Source organism: Novosphingobium sp. ZW T3_23 (assembly GCF_044987305.1).
GTDB lineage: Bacteria > Pseudomonadota > Alphaproteobacteria > Sphingomonadales > Sphingomonadaceae > Novosphingobium.
In genome coordinates this window covers 1-18,447 of sequence record NZ_JBJDRF010000048.1, presented here as the reverse complement: position 1 = coordinate 18,447, position 18,447 = coordinate 1, and the positions used below count along the sequence as shown (strand labels likewise).

Annotated in this window: 20 protein-coding genes; 10 read left to right on the top strand and 10 right to left on the bottom strand. The window is 66.3% G+C overall.

Going from position 1 to position 18,447, the window contains the following annotated elements; translation table 11 throughout:
- Nucleotides 1–43 precede the first annotated feature (43 nt).
- Nucleotides 44–706, top strand: coding sequence for a glutathione S-transferase family protein (locus tag ACI3K3_RS19690; protein ID WP_404916751.1), 663 nt, complete (start codon nucleotides 44–46; stop codon nucleotides 704–706).
- 6 nt (nucleotides 707–712) lie between these two features.
- Here ACI3K3_RS19690 and ACI3K3_RS19685 read toward each other — a convergent pair whose 3' ends face one another.
- Nucleotides 713–1,177, bottom strand: coding sequence for a cupin domain-containing protein (locus tag ACI3K3_RS19685; RefSeq protein ID WP_404916749.1), 465 nt, complete (start codon nucleotides 1,175–1,177; stop codon nucleotides 713–715).
- 69 nt (nucleotides 1,178–1,246) lie between these two features.
- Here ACI3K3_RS19685 and dapE point away from each other — a divergent pair, with 69 nt between their 5' ends.
- On the top strand, nucleotides 1,247–2,389 hold the full coding sequence (gene dapE / locus ACI3K3_RS19680; protein WP_404916748.1) for a succinyl-diaminopimelate desuccinylase: 1,143 nt from the start codon (nucleotides 1,247–1,249) through the stop codon (nucleotides 2,387–2,389).
- A 93-nt stretch (nucleotides 2,390–2,482) separates the two neighbouring features.
- On the top strand, nucleotides 2,483–3,802 hold the full coding sequence (locus ACI3K3_RS19675) for a dicarboxylate/amino acid:cation symporter (RefSeq protein WP_404916746.1): 1,320 nt from the start codon (nucleotides 2,483–2,485) through the stop codon (nucleotides 3,800–3,802).
- A gap of 77 nt (nucleotides 3,803–3,879) precedes the next feature.
- Here ACI3K3_RS19675 and ACI3K3_RS19670 read toward each other — a convergent pair whose 3' ends face one another.
- Genes ACI3K3_RS19670 through dapB form a run of 3 tightly spaced genes read right to left on the bottom strand, consistent with a single transcriptional unit; the run spans nucleotide 3,880 to nucleotide 5,672 of the window.
- Complete coding sequence (locus ACI3K3_RS19670; RefSeq protein ID WP_404916744.1) at nucleotides 3,880–4,272, bottom strand: hypothetical protein; 393 nt, start codon at nucleotides 4,270–4,272, stop codon at nucleotides 3,880–3,882.
- A gap of 15 nt (nucleotides 4,273–4,287) precedes the next feature.
- Nucleotides 4,288–4,947 carry an endonuclease III gene (gene nth, locus ACI3K3_RS19665; protein WP_404916742.1) on the bottom strand — a complete coding sequence of 220 codons (660 nt, stop codon included), beginning with the start codon at nucleotides 4,945–4,947 and terminating at the stop codon, nucleotides 4,288–4,290.
- Complete coding sequence (gene dapB / locus ACI3K3_RS19660) at nucleotides 4,944–5,672, bottom strand: 4-hydroxy-tetrahydrodipicolinate reductase (RefSeq protein WP_404916740.1); 729 nt, start codon at nucleotides 5,670–5,672, stop codon at nucleotides 4,944–4,946. The genes nth and dapB overlap by 4 nt, the downstream gene beginning before the upstream one ends.
- A gap of 36 nt (nucleotides 5,673–5,708) precedes the next feature.
- On the opposite strand from dapB, the gene ACI3K3_RS19655 reads away from it, so the two are divergent.
- On the top strand, nucleotides 5,709–6,428 hold the full coding sequence (locus ACI3K3_RS19655) for an NAD-dependent deacylase (protein WP_404916786.1): 720 nt from the start codon (nucleotides 5,709–5,711) through the stop codon (nucleotides 6,426–6,428).
- Nucleotides 6,425–6,760: a GFA family protein gene (locus ACI3K3_RS19650; RefSeq protein WP_404916738.1), complete on the top strand. Its 336-nt coding sequence runs from the start codon at nucleotides 6,425–6,427 to the stop codon at nucleotides 6,758–6,760. Before ACI3K3_RS19655 ends, ACI3K3_RS19650 begins: the two co-directional genes overlap by 4 nt.
- Here ACI3K3_RS19650 and ACI3K3_RS19645 read toward each other — a convergent pair.
- The 6 genes from ACI3K3_RS19645 to mutM form a co-directional block, all read right to left on the bottom strand.
- Nucleotides 6,739–7,536, bottom strand: a complete 798-nt coding sequence (locus ACI3K3_RS19645; RefSeq protein ID WP_404916736.1) for a HesA/MoeB/ThiF family protein — start codon at nucleotides 7,534–7,536, stop codon at nucleotides 6,739–6,741. The genes ACI3K3_RS19650 and ACI3K3_RS19645 overlap by 22 nt on opposite strands.
- Complete coding sequence (locus tag ACI3K3_RS19640) at nucleotides 7,533–7,958, bottom strand: DUF983 domain-containing protein (protein WP_404916734.1); 426 nt, start codon at nucleotides 7,956–7,958, stop codon at nucleotides 7,533–7,535. The genes ACI3K3_RS19645 and ACI3K3_RS19640 overlap by 4 nt, the downstream gene beginning before the upstream one ends.
- A gap of 87 nt (nucleotides 7,959–8,045) precedes the next feature.
- Entirely contained in the window at nucleotides 8,046–8,900 is an 855-nt protein-coding gene (locus tag ACI3K3_RS19635) for a GGDEF domain-containing protein (RefSeq protein WP_404916732.1), read from the bottom strand.
- Nucleotides 8,901–9,127: 227 nt separating this feature from the next.
- Complete coding sequence (gene dnaA / locus ACI3K3_RS19630) at nucleotides 9,128–10,576, bottom strand: chromosomal replication initiator protein DnaA (RefSeq protein WP_404916784.1); 1,449 nt, start codon at nucleotides 10,574–10,576, stop codon at nucleotides 9,128–9,130.
- An 893-nt stretch (nucleotides 10,577–11,469) separates the two neighbouring features.
- On the bottom strand, nucleotides 11,470–11,733 hold the full coding sequence (gene rpsT, locus ACI3K3_RS19625; protein WP_404916730.1) for a 30S ribosomal protein S20: 264 nt from the start codon (nucleotides 11,731–11,733) through the stop codon (nucleotides 11,470–11,472).
- 202 nt (nucleotides 11,734–11,935) lie between these two features.
- Nucleotides 11,936–12,748 carry a bifunctional DNA-formamidopyrimidine glycosylase/DNA-(apurinic or apyrimidinic site) lyase gene (gene mutM / locus ACI3K3_RS19620; RefSeq protein WP_404916728.1) on the bottom strand — a complete coding sequence of 271 codons (813 nt, stop codon included), beginning with the start codon at nucleotides 12,746–12,748 and terminating at the stop codon, nucleotides 11,936–11,938.
- Between the two features lie 260 nt (nucleotides 12,749–13,008).
- Between mutM and ACI3K3_RS19615 the strand changes: the two genes are divergently transcribed.
- The 5 genes from ACI3K3_RS19615 to dut all read left to right on the top strand — a co-directional run bounded on the left by ACI3K3_RS19615 (nucleotide 13,009) and on the right by dut (nucleotide 18,398).
- Nucleotides 13,009–13,911, top strand: coding sequence for a DMT family transporter (locus tag ACI3K3_RS19615; RefSeq protein WP_404916726.1), 903 nt, complete (start codon nucleotides 13,009–13,011; stop codon nucleotides 13,909–13,911).
- 51 nt (nucleotides 13,912–13,962) lie between these two features.
- Nucleotides 13,963–14,694, top strand: a complete 732-nt coding sequence (locus ACI3K3_RS19610) for a class I SAM-dependent methyltransferase (protein WP_404916724.1) — start codon at nucleotides 13,963–13,965, stop codon at nucleotides 14,692–14,694.
- Nucleotides 14,695–14,704: 10 nt separating this feature from the next.
- A complete protein-coding gene (ubiB, locus tag ACI3K3_RS19605; protein WP_404916722.1) occupies nucleotides 14,705–16,258 on the top strand; it encodes a 2-polyprenylphenol 6-hydroxylase in 1,554 nt (517 codons plus the stop codon).
- Nucleotides 16,259–16,474: 216 nt separating this feature from the next.
- Nucleotides 16,475–17,944, top strand: a complete 1,470-nt coding sequence (locus ACI3K3_RS19600; protein ID WP_404916720.1) for a bifunctional phosphopantothenoylcysteine decarboxylase/phosphopantothenate synthase — start codon at nucleotides 16,475–16,477, stop codon at nucleotides 17,942–17,944.
- Entirely contained in the window at nucleotides 17,928–18,398 is a 471-nt protein-coding gene (dut, locus tag ACI3K3_RS19595; protein ID WP_404916718.1) for a dUTP diphosphatase, read from the top strand. Before ACI3K3_RS19600 ends, dut begins: the two co-directional genes overlap by 17 nt.
- Nucleotides 18,399–18,447: the final 49 nt, after the last annotated feature.

Sequence of the window (18,447 nt, the reverse complement as noted above, 5' to 3'; positions counted from 1 at the left end):
CTGAACCGATAGGCCCGATACTTGGCATACGGGGAAATGCGCAGTGAAGCTCATCATCGGCAACAAGAACTACTCGAGCTGGTCGCTGCGCGGTTGGCTGGCCTGCAAGCAGTCGGGCCTGGCCTTCGAGGAGATCACCGTTCCGCTGTTCGGGGACGACTGGGAAGCCAAGCGCAGTTCCGAAGACCTGGCGCCGAGCCACGGCAAAGTGCCGATCCTGTGGGACGACGAGGCGGTCGTCTGGGACAGTCTGGCGATCATCGAATATCTCGCGGACAAGGTGGGGCGCGATCGGTTCTGGCCGAAAGACGATGCGGCGCGGGCCATGGCGCGATCGATGGTGGCGGAAATGCACTCCAGCTACATGCCCTTGCGCCGGGCCTGCCCGATGAACATCCGCAATCGCGTGCAGGGGGTCTCGCTGGGCGAAGACGTGCGCGCGGACATCGTGCGCATTCTCACGCTCTGGGCCGAAGCCCGTGCCCGGTTCGGCAAGGGCGGGCCGTTCCTGTTCGGCACCTTCGGCGCGGCGGACGTGATCTACGCTCCGGTCGTCAGCCGTTTCCTGACTTACGGTATCGGCGTCCCCGGCTTTGCGCAGGCCTATATGCAGGCCGTGTGGGAGCACGAGTGGATGCAGCAGTGGATCAACGCCGCCGAGGCGGAGGACTGGGTGATCGAGCAGTACGAAACGCCGATCGAGTAAGGGCGATCACCGCAGTCGTTCGGTGGGATAGGGCCTGCCGTCCTTGTGGAAGTAGCCATCGGCATCGAACTGCATGTCGATGTCCGGGTAGGCGCCCGATCCGTCCTTATTGCCGGTGCTGACGGCCACGAACACGCAGTCGGCATCGCTTTCGTTGATGAGGTGATGCCCGTCCTCCACGCCCTTGGGCCAGGCGCAGACGTCTCCGGCGCGGACCAGTGTGCGGCCGCCGTCTTCCACCAGCACGGCCTCGCCCGAGATCATGATCAGAAGTTCGTCCTCGTCCCGATGCCAGTGCCGCTGGCTGGACCAGGCGCCGGGCTTCAGCACGACATGGCTGGCACCCATTTCGGTGAGCCCGCCCGCCGGCGCCAGGCGACGCCACCACCGGCCCTCCACGGCGGCGTCGAAGGGCTCCGGATAGCCGGTGCGGTTGGATTGCGGTAGGGCTTCGATATCCAGTCTGGGCATGGCCCACTCCCTTGCCAGCTCATGTTCCTGCCTGTGCTTGCGCTATGGTCTTGGGCGCGGTCCTGTGCAATGGCCCGCGTCATGACCCAGACCGTCCTTGCCCTAGCCGAAGCCCTGCTGGCCTGCCCCAGCGTCACCCCCGCCACCGGCGCGGTGTTCGATTGCCTGGAAAGCCAGCTGACCCCATTCGGCTTCGCGGTCCATCGCTTCCTCGCGGGCGAGGCTCCGGACGGCCCGGTCGAGAACCTCTTCGCGATCCGCAAGGGCCCGGAAGGCTCGCGCCATTTCGCCTTCGCCGGGCACCTAGACGTCGTGCCGCCGGGCGAGGGCTGGACCAGCGCCCCCTTCGCGCCGGAAGTGCGCGGAGAGCTGCTTTACGGCCGGGGCGCGGTGGACATGAAGGGCTCGATCGCCGCCATGGTCGCCGCCGCCGCGCAGATCCCGGCGGAAGCGGGCACGATCAGCTTCATCATCACTGGCGACGAGGAAGGCCCGGCGCGCTTCGGTACGCTCGCACTGATCGACCACATGCGCGCGATGGGCCAGATTCCCGACCTCTGCCTGGTGGGAGAGCCGACCTCGGTCCACCGCCTGGGAGACATGATGAAGATCGGCCGCCGCGGCTCGGTCAACATCTGGCTCGAAGTGGAAGGCGTGCAGGGCCACGTCGCCTATCCCCATCTGGCCGACAATCCGATCCCCAAGCTGGTGGCGATGCTCGCCGAACTCGATGCCCTGGTGCTCGACGAGGGCACGGACTGGTTCCAGGCCAGCAACCTCGAAGTGACCGACCTCACCGTGGGCAACCCCGCGACCAACGTGATCCCGACCAAGGCCTCGGCCCGCATCTCGATCCGTTTCAACGACCTTCACACCGGCGAGAGCCTGTCGCGCCGCGTCACCGAAATCGCCGAGCGTCACGGCGGCACGGCGCGCCCGGTGATTTCCGGAGAGGCGTTCCTCACCGAGCCGGGCGCGTTCTCATCGATGCTGGCGGAAGCGATCCGGGCGGAAACCGGCGTGGAGCCGGAGCTTTCCACCAGCGGGGGCACTTCGGACGCGCGTTTCCTGAAAGACCTGTCGCCGGTGATCGAATTCGGTTTGTCGAACGCGACCATGCACAAGCGCGACGAGGCCGTGGCGATTCCCGATCTCGATGTGCTGGTTCGCATCTATCGCCGCGTGACCGAGGCGGCGCTGGCGCAAAGCTAACAGTATCCCGAAACTGACGGAAACCGCGTCCGGCAGCGTTGACCGCACGGGTCACGCTGTTAGTCTTCCCGGCAATTTTATTGCGAGGTGGGAATGGGCAGGCGCCTGACGCTCTATATCATTATCGGCATGGTGCTCGGCATCTTCGTGGGCTGGGTGCTTCATGCCGCCTTCCCCGCCGAAGACCCGCGCCTGGTGCAGTGGGCCGATTACTTCAAGCTGCTGCCCGACGTCTTCCTCAAGCTGATCAAGATGATCATCGCGCCGCTGGTCTTCGCGACGATCGTCACCGGCATATCCGGCATGGGCGACAGCGCCGCGCTGGGCCGGATCGGCGGCAAGGCGCTGGGCTGGTTCATCTCGGCCAGCCTGATCTCGCTCGGGCTCGGCCTGGTGCTGGTGAACCTGTTCAAGCCGGGCGTCGGCGTCGGGCTCACCACCGGTTCGGACCTGGGCAAGCTGGAAATGGGTGAACTGACCTTGCGTCACTTCATCCTGGAGATCTTCCCGAGCAGCGCCGTCGACGCGATGGCCGAAAACAACATCCTGCAGATCCTGGTGTTCTCGCTTTTCGTCGGAGTCGGCCTGACCGCCATCGGCGAGAAGGGCGCGATCATCGTCAAGGTGAGCGAGGCGCTGTCGGAGCTGATGCTGCAAGTGACCGACTACGTCATGCGCTTCGCGCCGTTCGCGGTGTTCGGCGCGCTTGCCAGCGTGATCGCCACGCAGGGGCTTGGCATCATCGTGACTTACGGCGTGCTGGTCAGCGAGTTCTACTTCGCGATGCTGCTGCTCTGGGTGCTGCTGTTCCTGATCGGCGGGATATTCCTGCGCGGACGGATCGTTACCCTGTTCCGCTACATCCGCGAGCCGCTGCTGCTCTCGTTCTCCACCGCATCGTCGGAAGCGAGCCTGCCCAAGCTGTTCGAGCAGCTCGACCGCTTCGGCGTGCCGCGCCGCATCTCGGGCTTCATCCTGCCGCTGGGCTACAGCTTCAATCTTGACGGCTCGATGATCTACATGAGCTTCGCGTCGATCTTCATTGCCCAGGCCTATGGCATCCACGTTCCGATCGGCACGCAGATCCTGATGCTGCTGACGCTGATGGTCAGTTCCAAGGGCATCGCCGGGGTGCCGCGCGCCAGCCTGGTGGTGATCGCGGCCACGCTGACGCAGTTCGGCCTGCCGGTGGAAGGCATAGCGCTCCTGCTGGGCATCGATACCTTCCTCGACATGGGCCGCTCGGCGACCAATGTGGTCGGCAATGCGGTGGCGACGGCGGTGATCACCCGCAGCGAGGGCATGCTCCAGCCGCTTGTCGATCCGGATGAGGAGATGCCGCATGCGCCGACGCGGACGTCGTCGGAAGGGCGGCGCGGGTTGAATATCGATCCCGAGCAGTACGAGAGTTGAAGAGAAAGGGCAGGGGAGCATAGCCCCCCTGCGTTCCGAGGGTCTGGGGGATCATCCCCCAGGACTTATCTCTTCTTCTATTGGCTCAACTTGACCGGCGTGAACGGCGCCAGCCCGCACCCGGCTCCTCGCTGGAACCCATTCCCGACGCGATTGAGCGGATAGATGATATCCTGCCGGCAAAGCTGTGACAGCGAGGTCGCGTAAGTGAAGCTGTCCGCTGCCCTCAACCCCGGACAGCGGTTCGGCAGAGTTACTCGCCAGACCCGGTTTCCGGCGCCGCCGATGAAATCGATGGTCCAGTCGTCGCGGATGCGGGTGCTGGAGAACTGCGCGAGCGGCAGGCAGTTCTGCGCGGGGCCGATGGCCTCTGCGGCGGGGCTGACCGGCGGCGGCGGCTTGGCTTCCTGCTGGGAGCAGGCGGCTAATAGAAGCGGTGCGCTGGCAAAGACGAGGCGACTGCGGAACATGGCACATCCTCCCGTTCAGGCAGCCTTGCGAGCGGCTCCCTTCGCCAGAACCTTGTCCTTGTAGTCGCACAAGTCAACGACCGGGCAGCGCCAGCATTCGGGCGTGCGGGCCTTGCAGATGTAGCGTCCGTGCAGGATCATCCAGTGGTGCGATCCCACGCGGAAGGGTTGGGGCACGCGCTTTTCAAGCTGCTTCTCGACCGCCAGCGGGGTCTTTCCCTTGGCGATGCCGGTGCGGTTGCCGACGCGGAAGATATGGGTGTCCACCGCGAAGGTCTCTGCCCCGAAGGCGCAGTTCATGACGACGTTGGCGGTCTTGCGGCCGACGCCCGGCAGTTCGACCAGCGCATCGCGGTCTTCCGGCACTTCGCCGCCGTAGCGATCGACGAGGATCTGCGAGAGCGCGATGACATTCTTCGCCTTGCCGTTGAACAGGCCGATGGTCTTGATGTGCTCCTTCAGCCCGTCTTCGCCCAGTTCGACCATCTGCGCCGGCGTCTTCACTTCGCGGAACAGCGCCCGCGTGGCCTTGTTGACGCCCACGTCCGTGGACTGCGCGGAGAGGACCACCGCGACCAGAAGCTGGTAGTTGTTGCCGAATTCCAGTTCGGTCTCGGGCGAGGGGTTAAGCTCGGCGAGACGGCGGAAGAATTCGAAAATCTCGGCCTTGTTCAAAGGTCCAGAACCTCGGGCATGGTGTAGCGGCCGGCGTGCTTGTGCGTGAGCCATTGCGCCGCCTTGACCGCTCCACGCGCGAAGATCGTGCGGTTCTCGGCAAGGTGGGAGAACGAGAGGCGCTCGCTGTCGCCCAGGAAGTGCACGGTATGGTCCCCCGCCACGGTGCCGCCGCGCAGGGCCGCGAAGCCGATGGTGCCTGCCTCGCGCTTGCCGGTAATGCCGTCGCGGCCGCGCACGGCGGTTTCGGCCAGGCTGACTTCGCGGCCCTTGGCAGCGGCGTCGCCCAGCAGCAGCGCGGTGCCGGAGGGGGCATCGACCTTCATGCGGTGGTGGGTCTCGACGATCTCGATGTCCCAGTCTTCGCCAAGGCGGCTTGCAGCCTCGCGCACGAGGTGGGCCAGCAGGGTGACGCCGAGCGAGGTATTGCCGGTCTGGAGCACGGGAATGTGCTGCGCCGCCGAATCGATCAGCCAGTGATGGCGTTCCTCGAGGCCGGTGGTGCCGACGACGATCGGAATGCCCGCGTCCACCGCAGCATCCAGGTTGGCTTCGAGCGCGGTAGGGGTGGAGAAGTCGATCAGCACGTCCGAATGGGCGGCCAGCCCGCCGATGTCGCCGTCGCGGCCGACGCCGCCGGACAGTTCTTCGCCGGCAGCCGCAATGGCCTGCGCGATCGCCTGTCCCATGCGCCCAGCGCTGCCGATAATTCCGATTCGTGCCACTTGCCGTCTCCGTTGAAGGCTGGTCTCATGGCCGGGATGAAGGACATCCGCAACATCGTCATCCTCACCGGCGCGGGCGTAAGCGCCGAAAGCGGCATCGATACCTTTCGCGGGGGCGGCGGCCTGTGGGAGCAGCACCGCGTAGAGGATGTGGCCACGCCGGAAGCTTTCGCGCGCGATCCCGATCTGGTCCTGCGCTTCTACGACATGCGGCGCGAGGCGATCCAGACCAAGGCGCCCAACGCCGCTCATCTGGCGCTGGCGAGTCTGGACCGCGAGTGGCCGGGCGAATTGCTGATCGTCACCCAGAACGTGGACGATCTGCATGAGAGGGCAGGGGCCCAAATCGGTTTGAACGAGACGCGCGTGCTCCATATGCATGGCGAACACCTCAATGCCTGGTGCATGGCCTGCGATGAACGCTCGCGCTGGACGGGATCGCTGATCGACCGCCCGGCTTGCCCCGAGTGCGGCGAGGCGGCTTTGCGGCCCGACATCGTCTGGTTCGGTGAAATGCCTTACCGCATGGACGAGATTTTCGAGGCACTCGAACGCGCGGACCTGTTCGTTTCCATCGGCACTTCGGGCGCGGTCTATCCGGCGGCGGGCTTCGTGCGCAATGCGCGGGAGTTCGGAGCGCAGACCCTGGAACTGAATCTCGAGCCCTCGCAAGGCACGCATTGGTTCGACGAGGCGCGCCATGGTGCCGCGACCGAACTGGTAGCGGCCTGGGTGGATGAGGTGCTGGACAGATGAGACATCAGGGAAGCTGCCACTGCGGCGCGGTCACGCTGGAACTGGCCGAAGAGCCGCGCGAGGTCTGCGACTGCAACTGCTCGGTCTGCCACCGGCTGGGGACATTGTGGTCCTATCACCGTCCGGCGACGGTGCGGATCACCGGCGCGCTTGCGGGATACCAGACGGGCGACAAAGTCCTGACGTTCTGGCACTGCCCCCAGTGCGGCTGTACCACGCACTGGAGCCCGGTCGACCCGACGCAGGACCGCATGGGCGTGAACATGCGCCTGTTCGCGCCCGAACTGCTCGCCGGGCTACGGGTCTATACCTATGATGGCAGAGCGGCCTGAACGGGCGTCTTGACGCCGCAGGCGCGGCAGCCGGGATCCTTGGCGATCCGGAGCGGTCGCATCGACGGCGCCAGGCCGTCGATCAGGTGAAGCGTACCGTATTGCGGCGCGCCCAGCGCGGCCTTGCCGTCCAGCAGCACGCGCATCGCATGCATGGCCGCGAACGTGCCGACCATGCCGACCATCGCCCCCAGCACCCCGTCCGCCGCGCAAGTATCGCAGTCCTGCGCGTCGAAGGCATCGCCCACGAAGCAGCGGTAGCAGGCCTGATTCGGGAGGTGTCCGGCAAAGTTGGCGACCTGGCCCTGGAAGCGGCCAACTGCCGCAGACGTGAGGGGAATGCCGAGTTCTACACAGCTATCCGACACCAGTAGCCGAGTCGCGAAGTTGTCACACCCGTCCAGTACCACGCTTGCGCCGGAGAGAATCCTTGCTGCGTTGTCACCCCCGAGACGCGTAACGCATGGCAAGATCTCAAGGCCAAGATCAAAGCGCCGCACCCATTCGGCCGCCGCTTCCGCCTTGGGCTTGCCGATATCCGATGGCGAATAAATCGTCTGGCGTTGCAGATTGCTGACGTCCACCGTGTCGTCATCGATCAGCGTCAGCCGTCCTATGCCGGCTGCGGCGAGATATTGAAGGGCAGGACTGCCTATCCCGCCGCAGCCGACAAGCACCACATGCGCATCGGCCAGGGCCACTTGCCCGGCGCCGCCCACTTCCGGCAGCACGATATGACGCGCGAAGCGCTGGAGTCGTTCCGGCGAAAGAGTCATTCCTGGCCGGTGTCCCCGACAGCATCGGCGGCTTCCGGCTCGGGCAGGCGCTCCTTGCGGAAGCCGTGCATGCCGAACCACCACTGGGTGGCGATCACCGCGCCCTTGGCGGGCTGGAGCATGCCGATCATCATCGCCACGGCCAGCGGCACGAGGATCGCGAACATGGCGGCAACGCCCAAGTGAAAGTCCTTGGACAAGGCGATGATCAGCGGCGCCATCAGGTGCCCGGTCACGATCATGGCGATATAGGCCGGGAAATCGTCCGCCCGCTGGGGGGTCAGGTCGAGGGTGCAGACCGGGCAGCGTTCGAGCGGCTTCAGCCACTTGCGGAACAGGCGGCCTTCGCCGCAGCGCGGGCAGCGGCAGCGTATGCCGCGCAGGATGGCTTGCGAATAGGCTGCGGGAAGGGTGGGACTCATGATCCCGACCTACAGCATCGGAGCATGGCCGGGCAAGCGGCAGGCGGAGCGGCGGGATCGCCTTGGCGGTGCGATGGCCGGGGCGCGCTATTCGTCCCGCGATATCTGCACCCGGTTGCGACCGCCGTTCTTGGCGGCATAGAGCGCGCTGTCGGCATTGCGGGTGGCATTCTCCAGATGGGTGTAGCTGCGCACGGGGGCAAGGCCGCAGGAAAAGGTCACCGGCCATTCGTCGCCGCGCAGACTGGGATCGAGGGCGATGCTGGCGCGCAGCCGCTCCATCACCATGCGGGCTTCCTCCAGCAGCGTGTCCGGGAACAGGATCGCGAATTCCTCTCCGCCCCAGCGCGCGACCACGTCCGATCGGCGTACGCCGTGCTCCAGCCGCAGCGCCACCTCGCGCAGCAGCGCGTCGCCGGTGGCGTGGCCGAACCGGTCGTTGATGGCCTTGAAGCGGTCGATATCGACCATGGCGAAGACGGCGTTCTGTCCGCTGCCCAGCAGGCGGCGCGCCGAATCGAGAAAGCCGCGCCGGTTGCGCAGGCCGGTCAGTTCGTCGCGCTCGGAAGCCTCGATCAGCCGCTCTATGCGGGCAGCCGATTCGTTGGCGGCTACCGCAACGCCGTGAAGCAGGCGCCCCACCAGATCCTCGTTGCCGATCGGCACCATGCCCACCCGCTCTCCGGCCTGGACCGAGCGCAGCATCTGCGTTGCGGTGGTGATCGGGCTTAGCAAGGCGTGGATGGCAGCGAGGCCCAGCACGGTGCCGAGCAGGGTCGCGGCCAGCAGGATCAGCAGCATGTTGGAATCCCACTGTCCGGTCATGCCCTGATAGGCGATGCAGGCGATCAGCGGAACATGCACCGCGCCGAAGCAGACAAGCAGCAGGCGCCATTCATAACGGCGAGGAAACAGGAAGGTCGTGGCCTGATAGAAGCGCATCGGGGAGCCTCATCGGTCGGGCAAACAGCGCCCGGTCGCAGGGAGACTACAACACTCCGCTTATCCAGTGGTTAAAATTTTGCGTCTGGGGGGGGCTTAGCTGAGCTTGCACCGGAAAAGATGCACGCTGCGTACAATTACGCCGGGTATCGGCGGTGAGGGCCGCGACGTTACTTGCCGTGGGCCGCCCGTAACATCGGCGCGGCCCACGGCAATGAAAGCGGTTCTCAGGATTCCAGCTGGCGCAGGAGCGAGCGGACGTCGCCGTCCATGTCGGCATCGCGGCTGCGCAGTTCCTCGATGAGGCGGACCGCGTGAATCACGGTCGAGTGGTCGCGTCCGCCGAACTTGCGGCCGATTTCCGGATAGGAGCGCGGCGTCAGCACTTTGGCGAGGTACATGGCCACCTGGCGCGGGCGCACGACGGCGCGGGCGCGACGCTTGGAGCTCATCTCGGTCCGGTCGATCCGGTAGAACTGGCAGACCGTGCGCTGGATCTCGTCGATGGTGATGCGGCGGCGGTTGGCCGAGAGGATGTCGGTAAGCTGTTCCTCGGCCAGCTGGAGCGAAACGGCCTGGCCGGTCAGCTGGGCATAGGCGATCAGCTTGTTGAGGCCGCCGACCAGTTCACGCACGTTGCGGTTGATGGTGCGGGCCAGGAACTCAATCACATCGGCCGGCACGTCCACCGAGGCGAAGCGGCCGAGGCGGTTTTCGAGAATCGAGCGGCGCAGTTCGATGTCGGCGGGCTGGATATCGGCGACGAGGCCCATCGACAGGCGCGAGAGCAGGCGCGGCTCGACACCGTCGAGCGCCTGGGGCGCGCGGTCGGCTGCGAAGACCAGGCGCTTGCCTTCCTGAAGCAGGGCATCGATCGTGTAGAGCAGCTCTTCCTGCGCCGAAGCCTTGCCGATGATGAACTGGATGTCGTCCACCAGCAGCAGGTCGAAACCGCGCAGGCGCGACTTGAACTCGATCATCTGGTTCTGGCGCAGCGCCTGGACGAATTCGACCATGAAGCGTTCGGCCGAGCAGTAGAAGATCCGCGCATGCGGATGATTCGCGAGATAGGCGTGGCCGATCGCGTGCAGCAGGTGGGTCTTGCCCTGGCCGGTCGCGCCCTTGAGGTAGAGCGGCGAGAACTGCGGCGTCTCGGTGGCGGCCATGCGCTGGGCGGCATTGCAGGCAAGCACGTTGCTCTGGCCGGTCACGAACGAGGTGAACGTCTGCGAGGCGTCGATGCCGACCGGCCCCTGGCCGAGCGCGGCGAAAGCCTCGCCCTGGAGAACCGCGGCGATCGAATCGGCCGTGCCGTCCTTCGACCAGCCCTGGGCCGAATCGTTGGCCGGCGCGCTGGCGGGACGGCCACCGCCGCCCAGGCGCAGCTCGGGAAGCTGGCGGCGGCCGGGATGGACGAGCACGCGAACGTGGCGCACGTCGGGACGGGCGATCTTCCAGGCCAGCGACAGGCGGTCCGCAAAGCGGTCGGCCACCCAGTTCGCCGAAAATTCGGTGGGCAGGTACAGATCGAGCGTACCCGTTTCCTTGCAGTAGTTGCCGGGCTGGATCGGCTTGATCCACTGGCTGTGCGCCTGATGGCCCAGGTCCTTGCGCAGGCCCTGGCTGATGTCAGCCCAGTCTGCCGCCAGATTCACGGCTTCCTGATCCTCTTCCATCGCCACTCGTACCGCCTTCGATTTCTTAATCACGCCGTTTGCGCCCTGACTTGCCGGAGACCGGCCCGCTGTTGAACCTGACACTGGACCAACTCCCCTTAGGTTGGCAGCTACCCCGAATGTGGCCCAGCGGGCCGCGAAAGTTGAATGCCGTGCGTGGAACCGGTGCCCACGGGAGGTGAACCTCTCCGCGGACGCTCTAGATGAGCGAGGTAAACGCGGACAAAACGTCCCCGAGCCGCAAGTATGCCTGCAGCAGGAGTTTCGTCGCTGTCGATGTTCCCCGGCCAGTTCCGCACGGCCTGTGGACTCTTTTAGAAACGGGTTTGGCCGTGGTGCAAGACGGCACTCCCCAAATAAAAAAAATTATGGCGGTTGACTCAGGCTGGCTGCCGTTTTTCCGTCATGGAGATAAATTCTCTAATATATCAGTCGGTTAATCGAGTGGTTCGCGCTACCTGCGTGCGAATCGCAACGTTTCCGTGACTTTGGGAATGAGCATCGCGCCCAAGCCCTGTCGCGCGCCGTGGCAAGCCCGGCTGCGGCCTTTACCTTCGTTCTCTTTACGTACTCACGCGCCAGCTTCGGTCGGACCCGATTTGCGAATCGCGGTGCGACTCAGCAGGCCTTCCCGGCGCTCCAGACGGTGGTGTTTCGCGAGCCGCCCGCTCGAAAGCCGTACCGCGCCTCGCAAGCCTTTCAAGACGGGCTGGAGAAACGCGCTTCAGGCCGAAGATCGCCATTGCGGGGAAGGAGCGCGCGGGAGTGAGGGCGCGCAAACGGGCTCGGCCCGCGTCGCCACCTGAAATCCCGTGTTACAACGAGAGTTCAGGTGGCGACGCGGGCCGTTGCCGCACGGTTCGACGCGCCCTCGGGCGCGCCTGACCGGAAGATCAGCCGAGCGAGGCGACGCGCTTGGTGAGGCGCGACATCTTGCGCGAAGCCGTGTTCTTGTGAAGCACGCCGCGAGCCACGCCGCGAGCCAGCTCGGGCTGGGCTTCCTTGAGAGCGGCAGCAGCAGCGCCCTTGTCGCCACCAGCGATCGCCGTTTCCACCTTCTTCAGGAAGGTGCGGATGCGGCTGACGCGGTTGGTATTGATCTCCGCGCGGCGGTCGTTGCGGCGGATGCGCTTGCGGGCTTGCGGCGTGTTGGCCATCGAATTTCCTCTGTCTGGCCCCCCCACAGCGGTGATGGCGGCCCAATTGCCTGATCGAATCTCTAGGCGAGCGGACTCGCCGGAAAGCGCGCCCCTTAGCGGTGTGGCGGCGTTCCGTCAACCCGGTGGAGGCCCGCGAAACCGCCTGTTTCCGGGTTTTCGGGCGCAGAACGGCGACGCTCCAGCCCCGCGCGGGCTGCCATTACCTTTGGCAGCGGGAGCACCAGAACGTGCTCCGCCCGCCCTGCACGAATCGCCGGACCGGCGCGCCGCAGTTACAGTCCTGCCCCTCTCGCCCATAGACCTGCCAGGCGGTAGCGAAATATCCCAGCTCGCCGTTGGGCTGGGCGTAATCGCGGATGGTCGAGCCGCCCGCCGCGATCGATTCGGACAGCACCGCGCGGATCGCCGGGACCAGCCTGCGCAAGGCCGGCAGGCTTACCAACCCGGCTTCCTTGTCCGGCCGGATGCCTGCGCGAAACAGCGCCTCGCAGACGTATATATTGCCGAGCCCCGCCACCACCGACTGGTCGAGCAGCATCTGCTTGATCGGCGCGATTCGCCCCGCCAGTGCCGCTTTCAGATGCGCGGGCGTCAGCCCTTCGCCCAGCGGCTCGGGGCCGAGCGCGGCGAAGGGCCCCCACGAATCGAGCGCCTGCGTCGGCACCAGATCCACCGAGCCGAATCGCCGCGCATCGTTGAGCGCCAGCACATGACCCGAGCCGGTCTCGATCACGAGATGGTCGTGCTTCTCGGGCTTTTCAGGTTCGATCCGCCACCGGCCCGACATGCCGAGGTGAAACACCATGGTCTGCTCGCGATCGGTATGGATCAGTCCGTACTTGGCGCGGCGGCCCATCGCCGTGACCCGCGCGCCGGTCAGAACCTGCACCAGATCGGGCGGAAACGGGCGGCGCAAGTCGGGCCGGTTCAGGGCGACGCGGGCGATCCGCTCGCCCTCCAGGTAGCGGGCGAGGCCGCGGACGGTGGTTTCTACTTCGGGGAGTTCTGGCATCGTGGGAAAGAGATAGGGGGCGGGGAGAGCAAGGAAAAGGGGAAGACCCGGGGGATGATCCCCCGGACCCTCGGAATGGCGGCCTTGCGCGCGGTCTATCGGACGTGCGCTCCCTGCGGCGCAGCCAATGGTCTCCCGACGCTACAGTGGGCGCGCCCATCATCGGAGCAGGGCAAGACCTCGACAGTATCAGGGTGCAGGGGGATGATCCCCCTGCGTTTTTCCTTTCCTTCCACTCCCTTCCAAAGCAAGCGGAGCCGATGGACACCAACCGCTCTCAAACCCGCGCCTTTCTGATGCTCGGCCTGGTCATGCTGTTCTGGGCCGGCAACTCGATAACCGGGCGGGCGGTGCGCGACGATATTCCGCCGTTCACACTGGCGCTCGGGCGGTGGGCGATCGCGGTCATGGTCATCCTGCCTTTCGCCGCGCGGCAGCTCTGGCGGGAGCGGGCCGCGGCGCTGGCCGGATGGCGCTGGGTGCTGGCGCTCGGGTTTCTCGGGATCGTCTGCTTCAACGGCTTTCTCTACAAGGGCCTGCATTATACGACGGCCGCCAATGCCCTGTTGTTGCAGGCGGCGATCCCGGCTGCGGTCATGGTGCTGGATTTCGCGATCTTCGGCGGACGGCCGGGGCGGATGCATGTCCTCGGCGTCGCAGTGTCGACGCTCGGCGTCCTGGCAATCGTGTTCCGGGGCGATCCGTCAGCGCTGATGCAGTTGCAGTTCGGCGCTGGAGACGGGCTGGTGTTCTGCGCGGTGGCGGCCTGGTCGCTCTACACGGTTTGCCTGCGCAAGCGTCCGCCGATCTCGGCCACGAGCCTGCTGCTTCTGACATTCACGATCGGCGCCTTGGCGATGGCGCCGCTGGCGGCGATGGAGGCCGCGCAAGGGCAGGTCGTGGTGTGGAGCCCACAAGTCGTCGCCGCCTTCGCCTATGTCGGCGTGCTGCCTTCGGTGATCGCCTACTTCATCTACAACCGGGCGACGGGCGAACTGGGGCCGGCGCGGGCTGGGCAGGCGATCACCCTGATGCCGCTGTTCGGGGCGCTGCTTTCGGCCCTGCTGCTGGGAGAGCGGCTGCAAGGCTATCACCTTGCCGGCATGGCGCTGATCCTGGCCGGCATCGTGGTTTCCGCGCTTGCCGTGAGCAGGACAAAATAACAGACGCGACGGACTGGCGCAGGGGCAGCCGGGAGGCTAGAGGACTGCGCCATGAGCGAAACGGTTTCCTTCGGCTACGAAGAGGTCAGCCCCGACGAGAAGGAAGGGCGCGTCGGCGCTGTCTTCTCCAGCGTTGCACGCAAGTACGACGTGATGAACGATGCTATGTCCGTGGGCATGCACCGGCTCTGGAAGGACAAGTTCGTGCGCCGCGTGAAGCCACGCGATGGCGAGCAGATCCTCGACATGGCGGGCGGCACGGGCGACATCGCCTTCCGCATGGCGGCGCAGGGCGCCTCGATCACCGTGTCGGACATCAACCAGGACATGCTGGACGTCGGCATCGAGCGTGCGATGGAGCAGGGCATAGATGGCCTGGTCTGGTCGCGCCAGAACGCCGAAGTGCTCTCGTTCGGGGATCGCTTCTTCGACGCCTATACGATCGCTTTCGGCATCCGCAACGTCACGCATATCGACAAGGCCCTGGCCGAGGCGCACCGCGTGCTCAAGTTCGGCGGACGCTTCTTCTGCCTTGAGTTCTCGACCACCGAATGGCCGGGCTTCAAGGAAGTCTACGACGCCTATTCGCACCATCTGGTACCGAAGATCGGCCAGGCCATCGCCGGTGACGCCGAATCGTACCGCTACCTGATCGAATCGATCCGCCGCTTCCCGCCGATGCCGGAATTCGAGAAGATGATCCGCGCGGCCGGCTTCAAGCACACCAAGGTCGAGCCGATCATGGGCGGCCTCGTCGCGATCCACTCGGGCTGGAAGGTCTGAGACTCACACCGTGACCAGTTCGACGACCCACATCCTGCGCCTCCTAAAGTGGGGGCGCGTCCTCGCACGCCACGGCGCGCTGCGGGGCATTGAGAACGATCGCAACGCCCCGGTGCAGGTCAAGCGCCTCTCCCGGATCGCCCGCCTGGGCACGCGTCAGCCGGTCGAGCCCGACTATGCCGGCGCTTTCCAGGACATCGGCCCCGCCGCGATCAAGCTCGGGCAGGCTTTGGCCACCCGGCCGGACCTTGTCGGCGAAGTCCCCGCGCGCAACCTGCTGACCTTGCAGGACAGCCTGCCGCCGGTGGCGTTCTCGGAAATCCGCAAGGTGATCGAGAGCAGCTTCGGTCGCCCGCTCGAACAGGTCTTCACCTCGATCGACGAGAACCCGGTGGGGGCCGCCTCGATCGCGCAAGTCCACCGCGCCACCACGCCGGATGGGCGCACTGTCGCGGTCAAGGTGCTGCGCCCAGGTATTCGCGAGCAGTTCGCGCGCGATGTCGAGACTTACGAATGGGCCGCCGCCCACCTGGAAGCGCTGGGCGGGGAGGCTGCGCGCCTGCGCCCGCGCGCGGTCGTCGCCAATCTCAAGCGCTGGACCCTGCGCGAACTGGACCTCAGGCGCGAGGCGGCATCCGCCTCCGAACTGTCCGACGCGATGAAGGGCATCCACGGCTACCGCGTGCCGCACATCGACTGGGACCGCACCAACGGCCAGGTGCTGACGATCGAGTGGATCGGCGCAACGAAGATGAGCGATCTGGCGGGCTTGCGCGCTGCCGGTCACGATCTTCCCAAGCTGGCCCATCGCCTGGTGATCACGTTCCTGACCCAGGCGATCTCCAGCGGCTTCTTCCACGCCGACATGCACCAGGGCAACCTGTTCGTGGAGGACGACGGCACCATCGTCGCCATCGACTTTGGCATCATGGGCCGCATCAACCGGCAGGCGCGGCTCTGGCTGGCAGAGATCCTCTACGGCCTCACCACCGGCAACTATCGCCGCGTGGCCGAGATCCATTTCGAAGCGCAATACGTGCCGAGCTACCACACGGTGGAAGAGTTCGCGACCGCGCTGCGCGCCGTGGGCGAGCCGATGCGCGGCAAGCCGGTCTCCGAGCTTTCGGTCGGCCAGATGCTCGACGGGCTCTTCGCGATCACCCGCGATTTCGACATGGCCGTGCAGCCGCACCTGCTACTGCTCCAGAAGACGATGGTCATGGTCGAGGGGCTGGCCACCGCGCTCGATCCCGACATCAACATGTGGGACGTCTCCGCGCCGTTTGTGAAGAGCTGGCTGCGCGACGAACTCGGCCCGGAAGCGGTCATCGCCGATCGCCTGCGCGAGGATCTCGGCACGCTGTTCCGCCTGCCCGCGCTGGTGCGGCGGATCGAGGAGAAGTTCCCGCCCAAGGGCGGCGCGCCCGAACAGGCGCCGCTTCCCGAAGTGGAACTGATCTTCCCGCGCCGTCCGGAACCCACGCAGTGGCTGGGCTACGGCCTGTCGGCACTGGTCGGCGGCGCCGTGGCGTTCGGCCTGACGTACTGGACGATGCTGGCGTAAAGACCCGTCGTCCCGGACTTGATCCGGGACCGCTGGCAATTCTTTAGGCGCAACCTCGCGATAAGCCCCCGCCACGCTCGAAAGGTGGCGTGGCCTTGCCAGCGGTCCCGGATCAGGTCCGGGACGACGGCATCTTGTCGGTCTACTGCAATTCCAGCAGGGCGGGTGCCGCAAACAGATTGCGCGCACGTTCCCGCTGTTGCACAAGCCGCAGCCATGAGTGGACCACGCATTCTCCTGGTCGTGGGCGGCGGTATCGCGGCCTACAAGTCCTGCGAACTCGTCCGGCAGATCCGCAAGGAAGGCGGCGAAGTCACCTGTGTGCTGACCGAGGGCGGCGCGCACTTCGTGACGCCCATGGCGCTGGCCGCGCTCTCGGAAAAGCCGGTCTATACCACGCTCTGGGATCTCAAGAACGAGGCCGAGATGGGCCACATCCAGCTCAGCCGCGAGGCCGATCTGGTGGTCGTCTGCCCGGCGACGGCGGATCTCATGGCCAAGATGGCGGCAGGCATCGCCGACGATCTGGCGACGACGATGCTGCTCGCCACCGACAAGCCGGTCATGGCCGTGCCCGCGATGAACGTGCGCATGTGGCAGCACGCGGCCACTACCCGCAACGTCCAGACCTTGCGCGACGCAGGCGTGGACGTGATGGAGCCGGATGAAGGCACGATGGCCTGCGGCGAATACGGCCCCGGCCGCCTGCCGGATCCGCTGGCGATCTGGCAGCGCATCGCCTGGGCGCTCGGGCTCGGCCCGGTCGAAGTGGCACCGCTGCCGGGGAGCGATTTCCTTGGCGGGCAGGCGCGTGACGACGCTGACGGCCTCGACCTCGGCGGCCTTACCGGCGGCCTGGTCTCGCGCGGGAAGGGCGGTTTGGCCATGTCGTCCGGCGATGCTCGGGCCAGCCACGAAGACCTTGGTTTCACCCCGGAGGAAGCCGCGCTTGCGGCCCGCAAGGGCGAAGCGCGCGGCGCCCCCGCGACCGATCCCGATGCGCTGCACCTCGTGCGTGGGCCCTCGTCGGCGTCGCTTTCGGGGCCGCTCTCCGGCCGCCACGTCCTGATCACCGCCGGCCCCACCTGGGAGCCGATCGATCCGGTGCGCTACATCGCCAACCGCTCCTCTGGCAAACAGGGCTTTGCCATCGCCGCCGCCGCCGCCCAAGCCGGTGCGCGGGTAACGCTCGTCGCCGGGCCGGTGCATTTGCCCACGCCGCCGGGCGTCGACCGCGTCGATGTGGAAAGCGCCCTGGAGATGGCAGAGGCGGTGCGCGGGGCGCTCCCCGCCGACATCGCCGTGATGGTTGCCGCCGTCGCCGACTGGCGCGTTGCGCAGTCCGCAGACCAGAAGCTGAAGAAAAACGGTTCGGAGCCGCCGGCGCTGCTGCTCACCGAAAATCCCGACATTCTCGCCACGCTTGCGACCGGGCCGAATCGCCCGCCGCTGGTGATCGGCTTTGCCGCCGAGACGCAGGACGTCATCCGCTACGCCACCGAAAAGCGCAAACGCAAGGGCGCCGACTGGATCATCGGCAACGACGTATCGGGCGATGTGATGGGCGGGGACGTCAATGCGGTCCACATCGTGCGCGCGGACGATGTGATCAGTCTACCCGAAATGCCCAAGGAGGACGTCGCGCGCGCCCTCGTCGAAAGGTTCGCAGATGCACTCCCCCGTTGACGTCCCGGTTCCGGTCAAGATCCTTCCTCATGGCGAAGGCCTGGACCTTCCCGCCTATGCGACCGACGGCGCAGCGGGGATGGACGTGGTCTCGGCCGAGGACGTGACGCTGGCTCCGGGCGCGCGCCACGCGGTCGCCACCGGCCTCGCCATGGCGATCCCGCCGGGGTTCGAGATCCAGGTGCGTCCGCGCTCCGGCCTTGCGCTCAAGCACGGGATTTCGGTGCCGAATGCTCCGGGCACGATCGATTCGGACTACCGCGGCGAGCTGAAGGTGATCCTGATCAACCACGGTGCGAAGCCCTTCGAGATCCTGCGCGGCGATCGCGTGGCGCAGCTTGTGCTGGCGCCGGTGACGCGGGCTTCCTGGCTGACCGTCGAGGAACTGGAAGCGACCGAGCGCGGGGAGGGCGGGTTCGGCTCTACCGGCGGGGTCGTTGCGCTGGGGAGCTGAGAAAAAGGAAGTCCTGGGGGATGATCCCCCAGACCCTCGGAATGTCGGC

Coding starts and splice junctions, on each gene's coding strand:
- ACI3K3_RS19685 (WP_404916749.1), bottom strand. CDS start 1,177: ATGCCCAGACTGGATATCGAAGCCCTACCGCAATCCAACCGCACCGGC.
- dapE (WP_404916748.1), top strand. CDS start 1,247: ATGGCCCGCGTCATGACCCAGACCGTCCTTGCCCTAGCCGAAGCCCTG.
- ACI3K3_RS19675 (WP_404916746.1), top strand. CDS start 2,483: ATGGGCAGGCGCCTGACGCTCTATATCATTATCGGCATGGTGCTCGGC.
- ACI3K3_RS19670 (WP_404916744.1), bottom strand. CDS start 4,272: ATGTTCCGCAGTCGCCTCGTCTTTGCCAGCGCACCGCTTCTATTAGCC.
- ACI3K3_RS19655 (WP_404916786.1), top strand. CDS start 5,709: ATGAAGGACATCCGCAACATCGTCATCCTCACCGGCGCGGGCGTAAGC.
- ACI3K3_RS19650 (WP_404916738.1), top strand. CDS start 6,425: ATGAGACATCAGGGAAGCTGCCACTGCGGCGCGGTCACGCTGGAACTG.
- ACI3K3_RS19645 (WP_404916736.1), bottom strand. CDS start 7,536: ATGACTCTTTCGCCGGAACGACTCCAGCGCTTCGCGCGTCATATCGTG.
- ACI3K3_RS19640 (WP_404916734.1), bottom strand. CDS start 7,958: ATGAGTCCCACCCTTCCCGCAGCCTATTCGCAAGCCATCCTGCGCGGC.
- ACI3K3_RS19635 (WP_404916732.1), bottom strand. CDS start 8,900: ATGCGCTTCTATCAGGCCACGACCTTCCTGTTTCCTCGCCGTTATGAA.
- dnaA (WP_404916784.1), bottom strand. CDS start 10,576: ATGGAAGAGGATCAGGAAGCCGTGAATCTGGCGGCAGACTGGGCTGAC.
- rpsT (WP_404916730.1), bottom strand. CDS start 11,733: ATGGCCAACACGCCGCAAGCCCGCAAGCGCATCCGCCGCAACGACCGC.
- mutM (WP_404916728.1), bottom strand. CDS start 12,748: ATGCCAGAACTCCCCGAAGTAGAAACCACCGTCCGCGGCCTCGCCCGC.
- ACI3K3_RS19615 (WP_404916726.1), top strand. CDS start 13,009: ATGGACACCAACCGCTCTCAAACCCGCGCCTTTCTGATGCTCGGCCTG.
- ACI3K3_RS19610 (WP_404916724.1), top strand. CDS start 13,963: ATGAGCGAAACGGTTTCCTTCGGCTACGAAGAGGTCAGCCCCGACGAG.
- ACI3K3_RS19600 (WP_404916720.1), top strand. CDS start 16,475: ATGAGTGGACCACGCATTCTCCTGGTCGTGGGCGGCGGTATCGCGGCC.
- dut (WP_404916718.1), top strand. CDS start 17,928: ATGCACTCCCCCGTTGACGTCCCGGTTCCGGTCAAGATCCTTCCTCAT.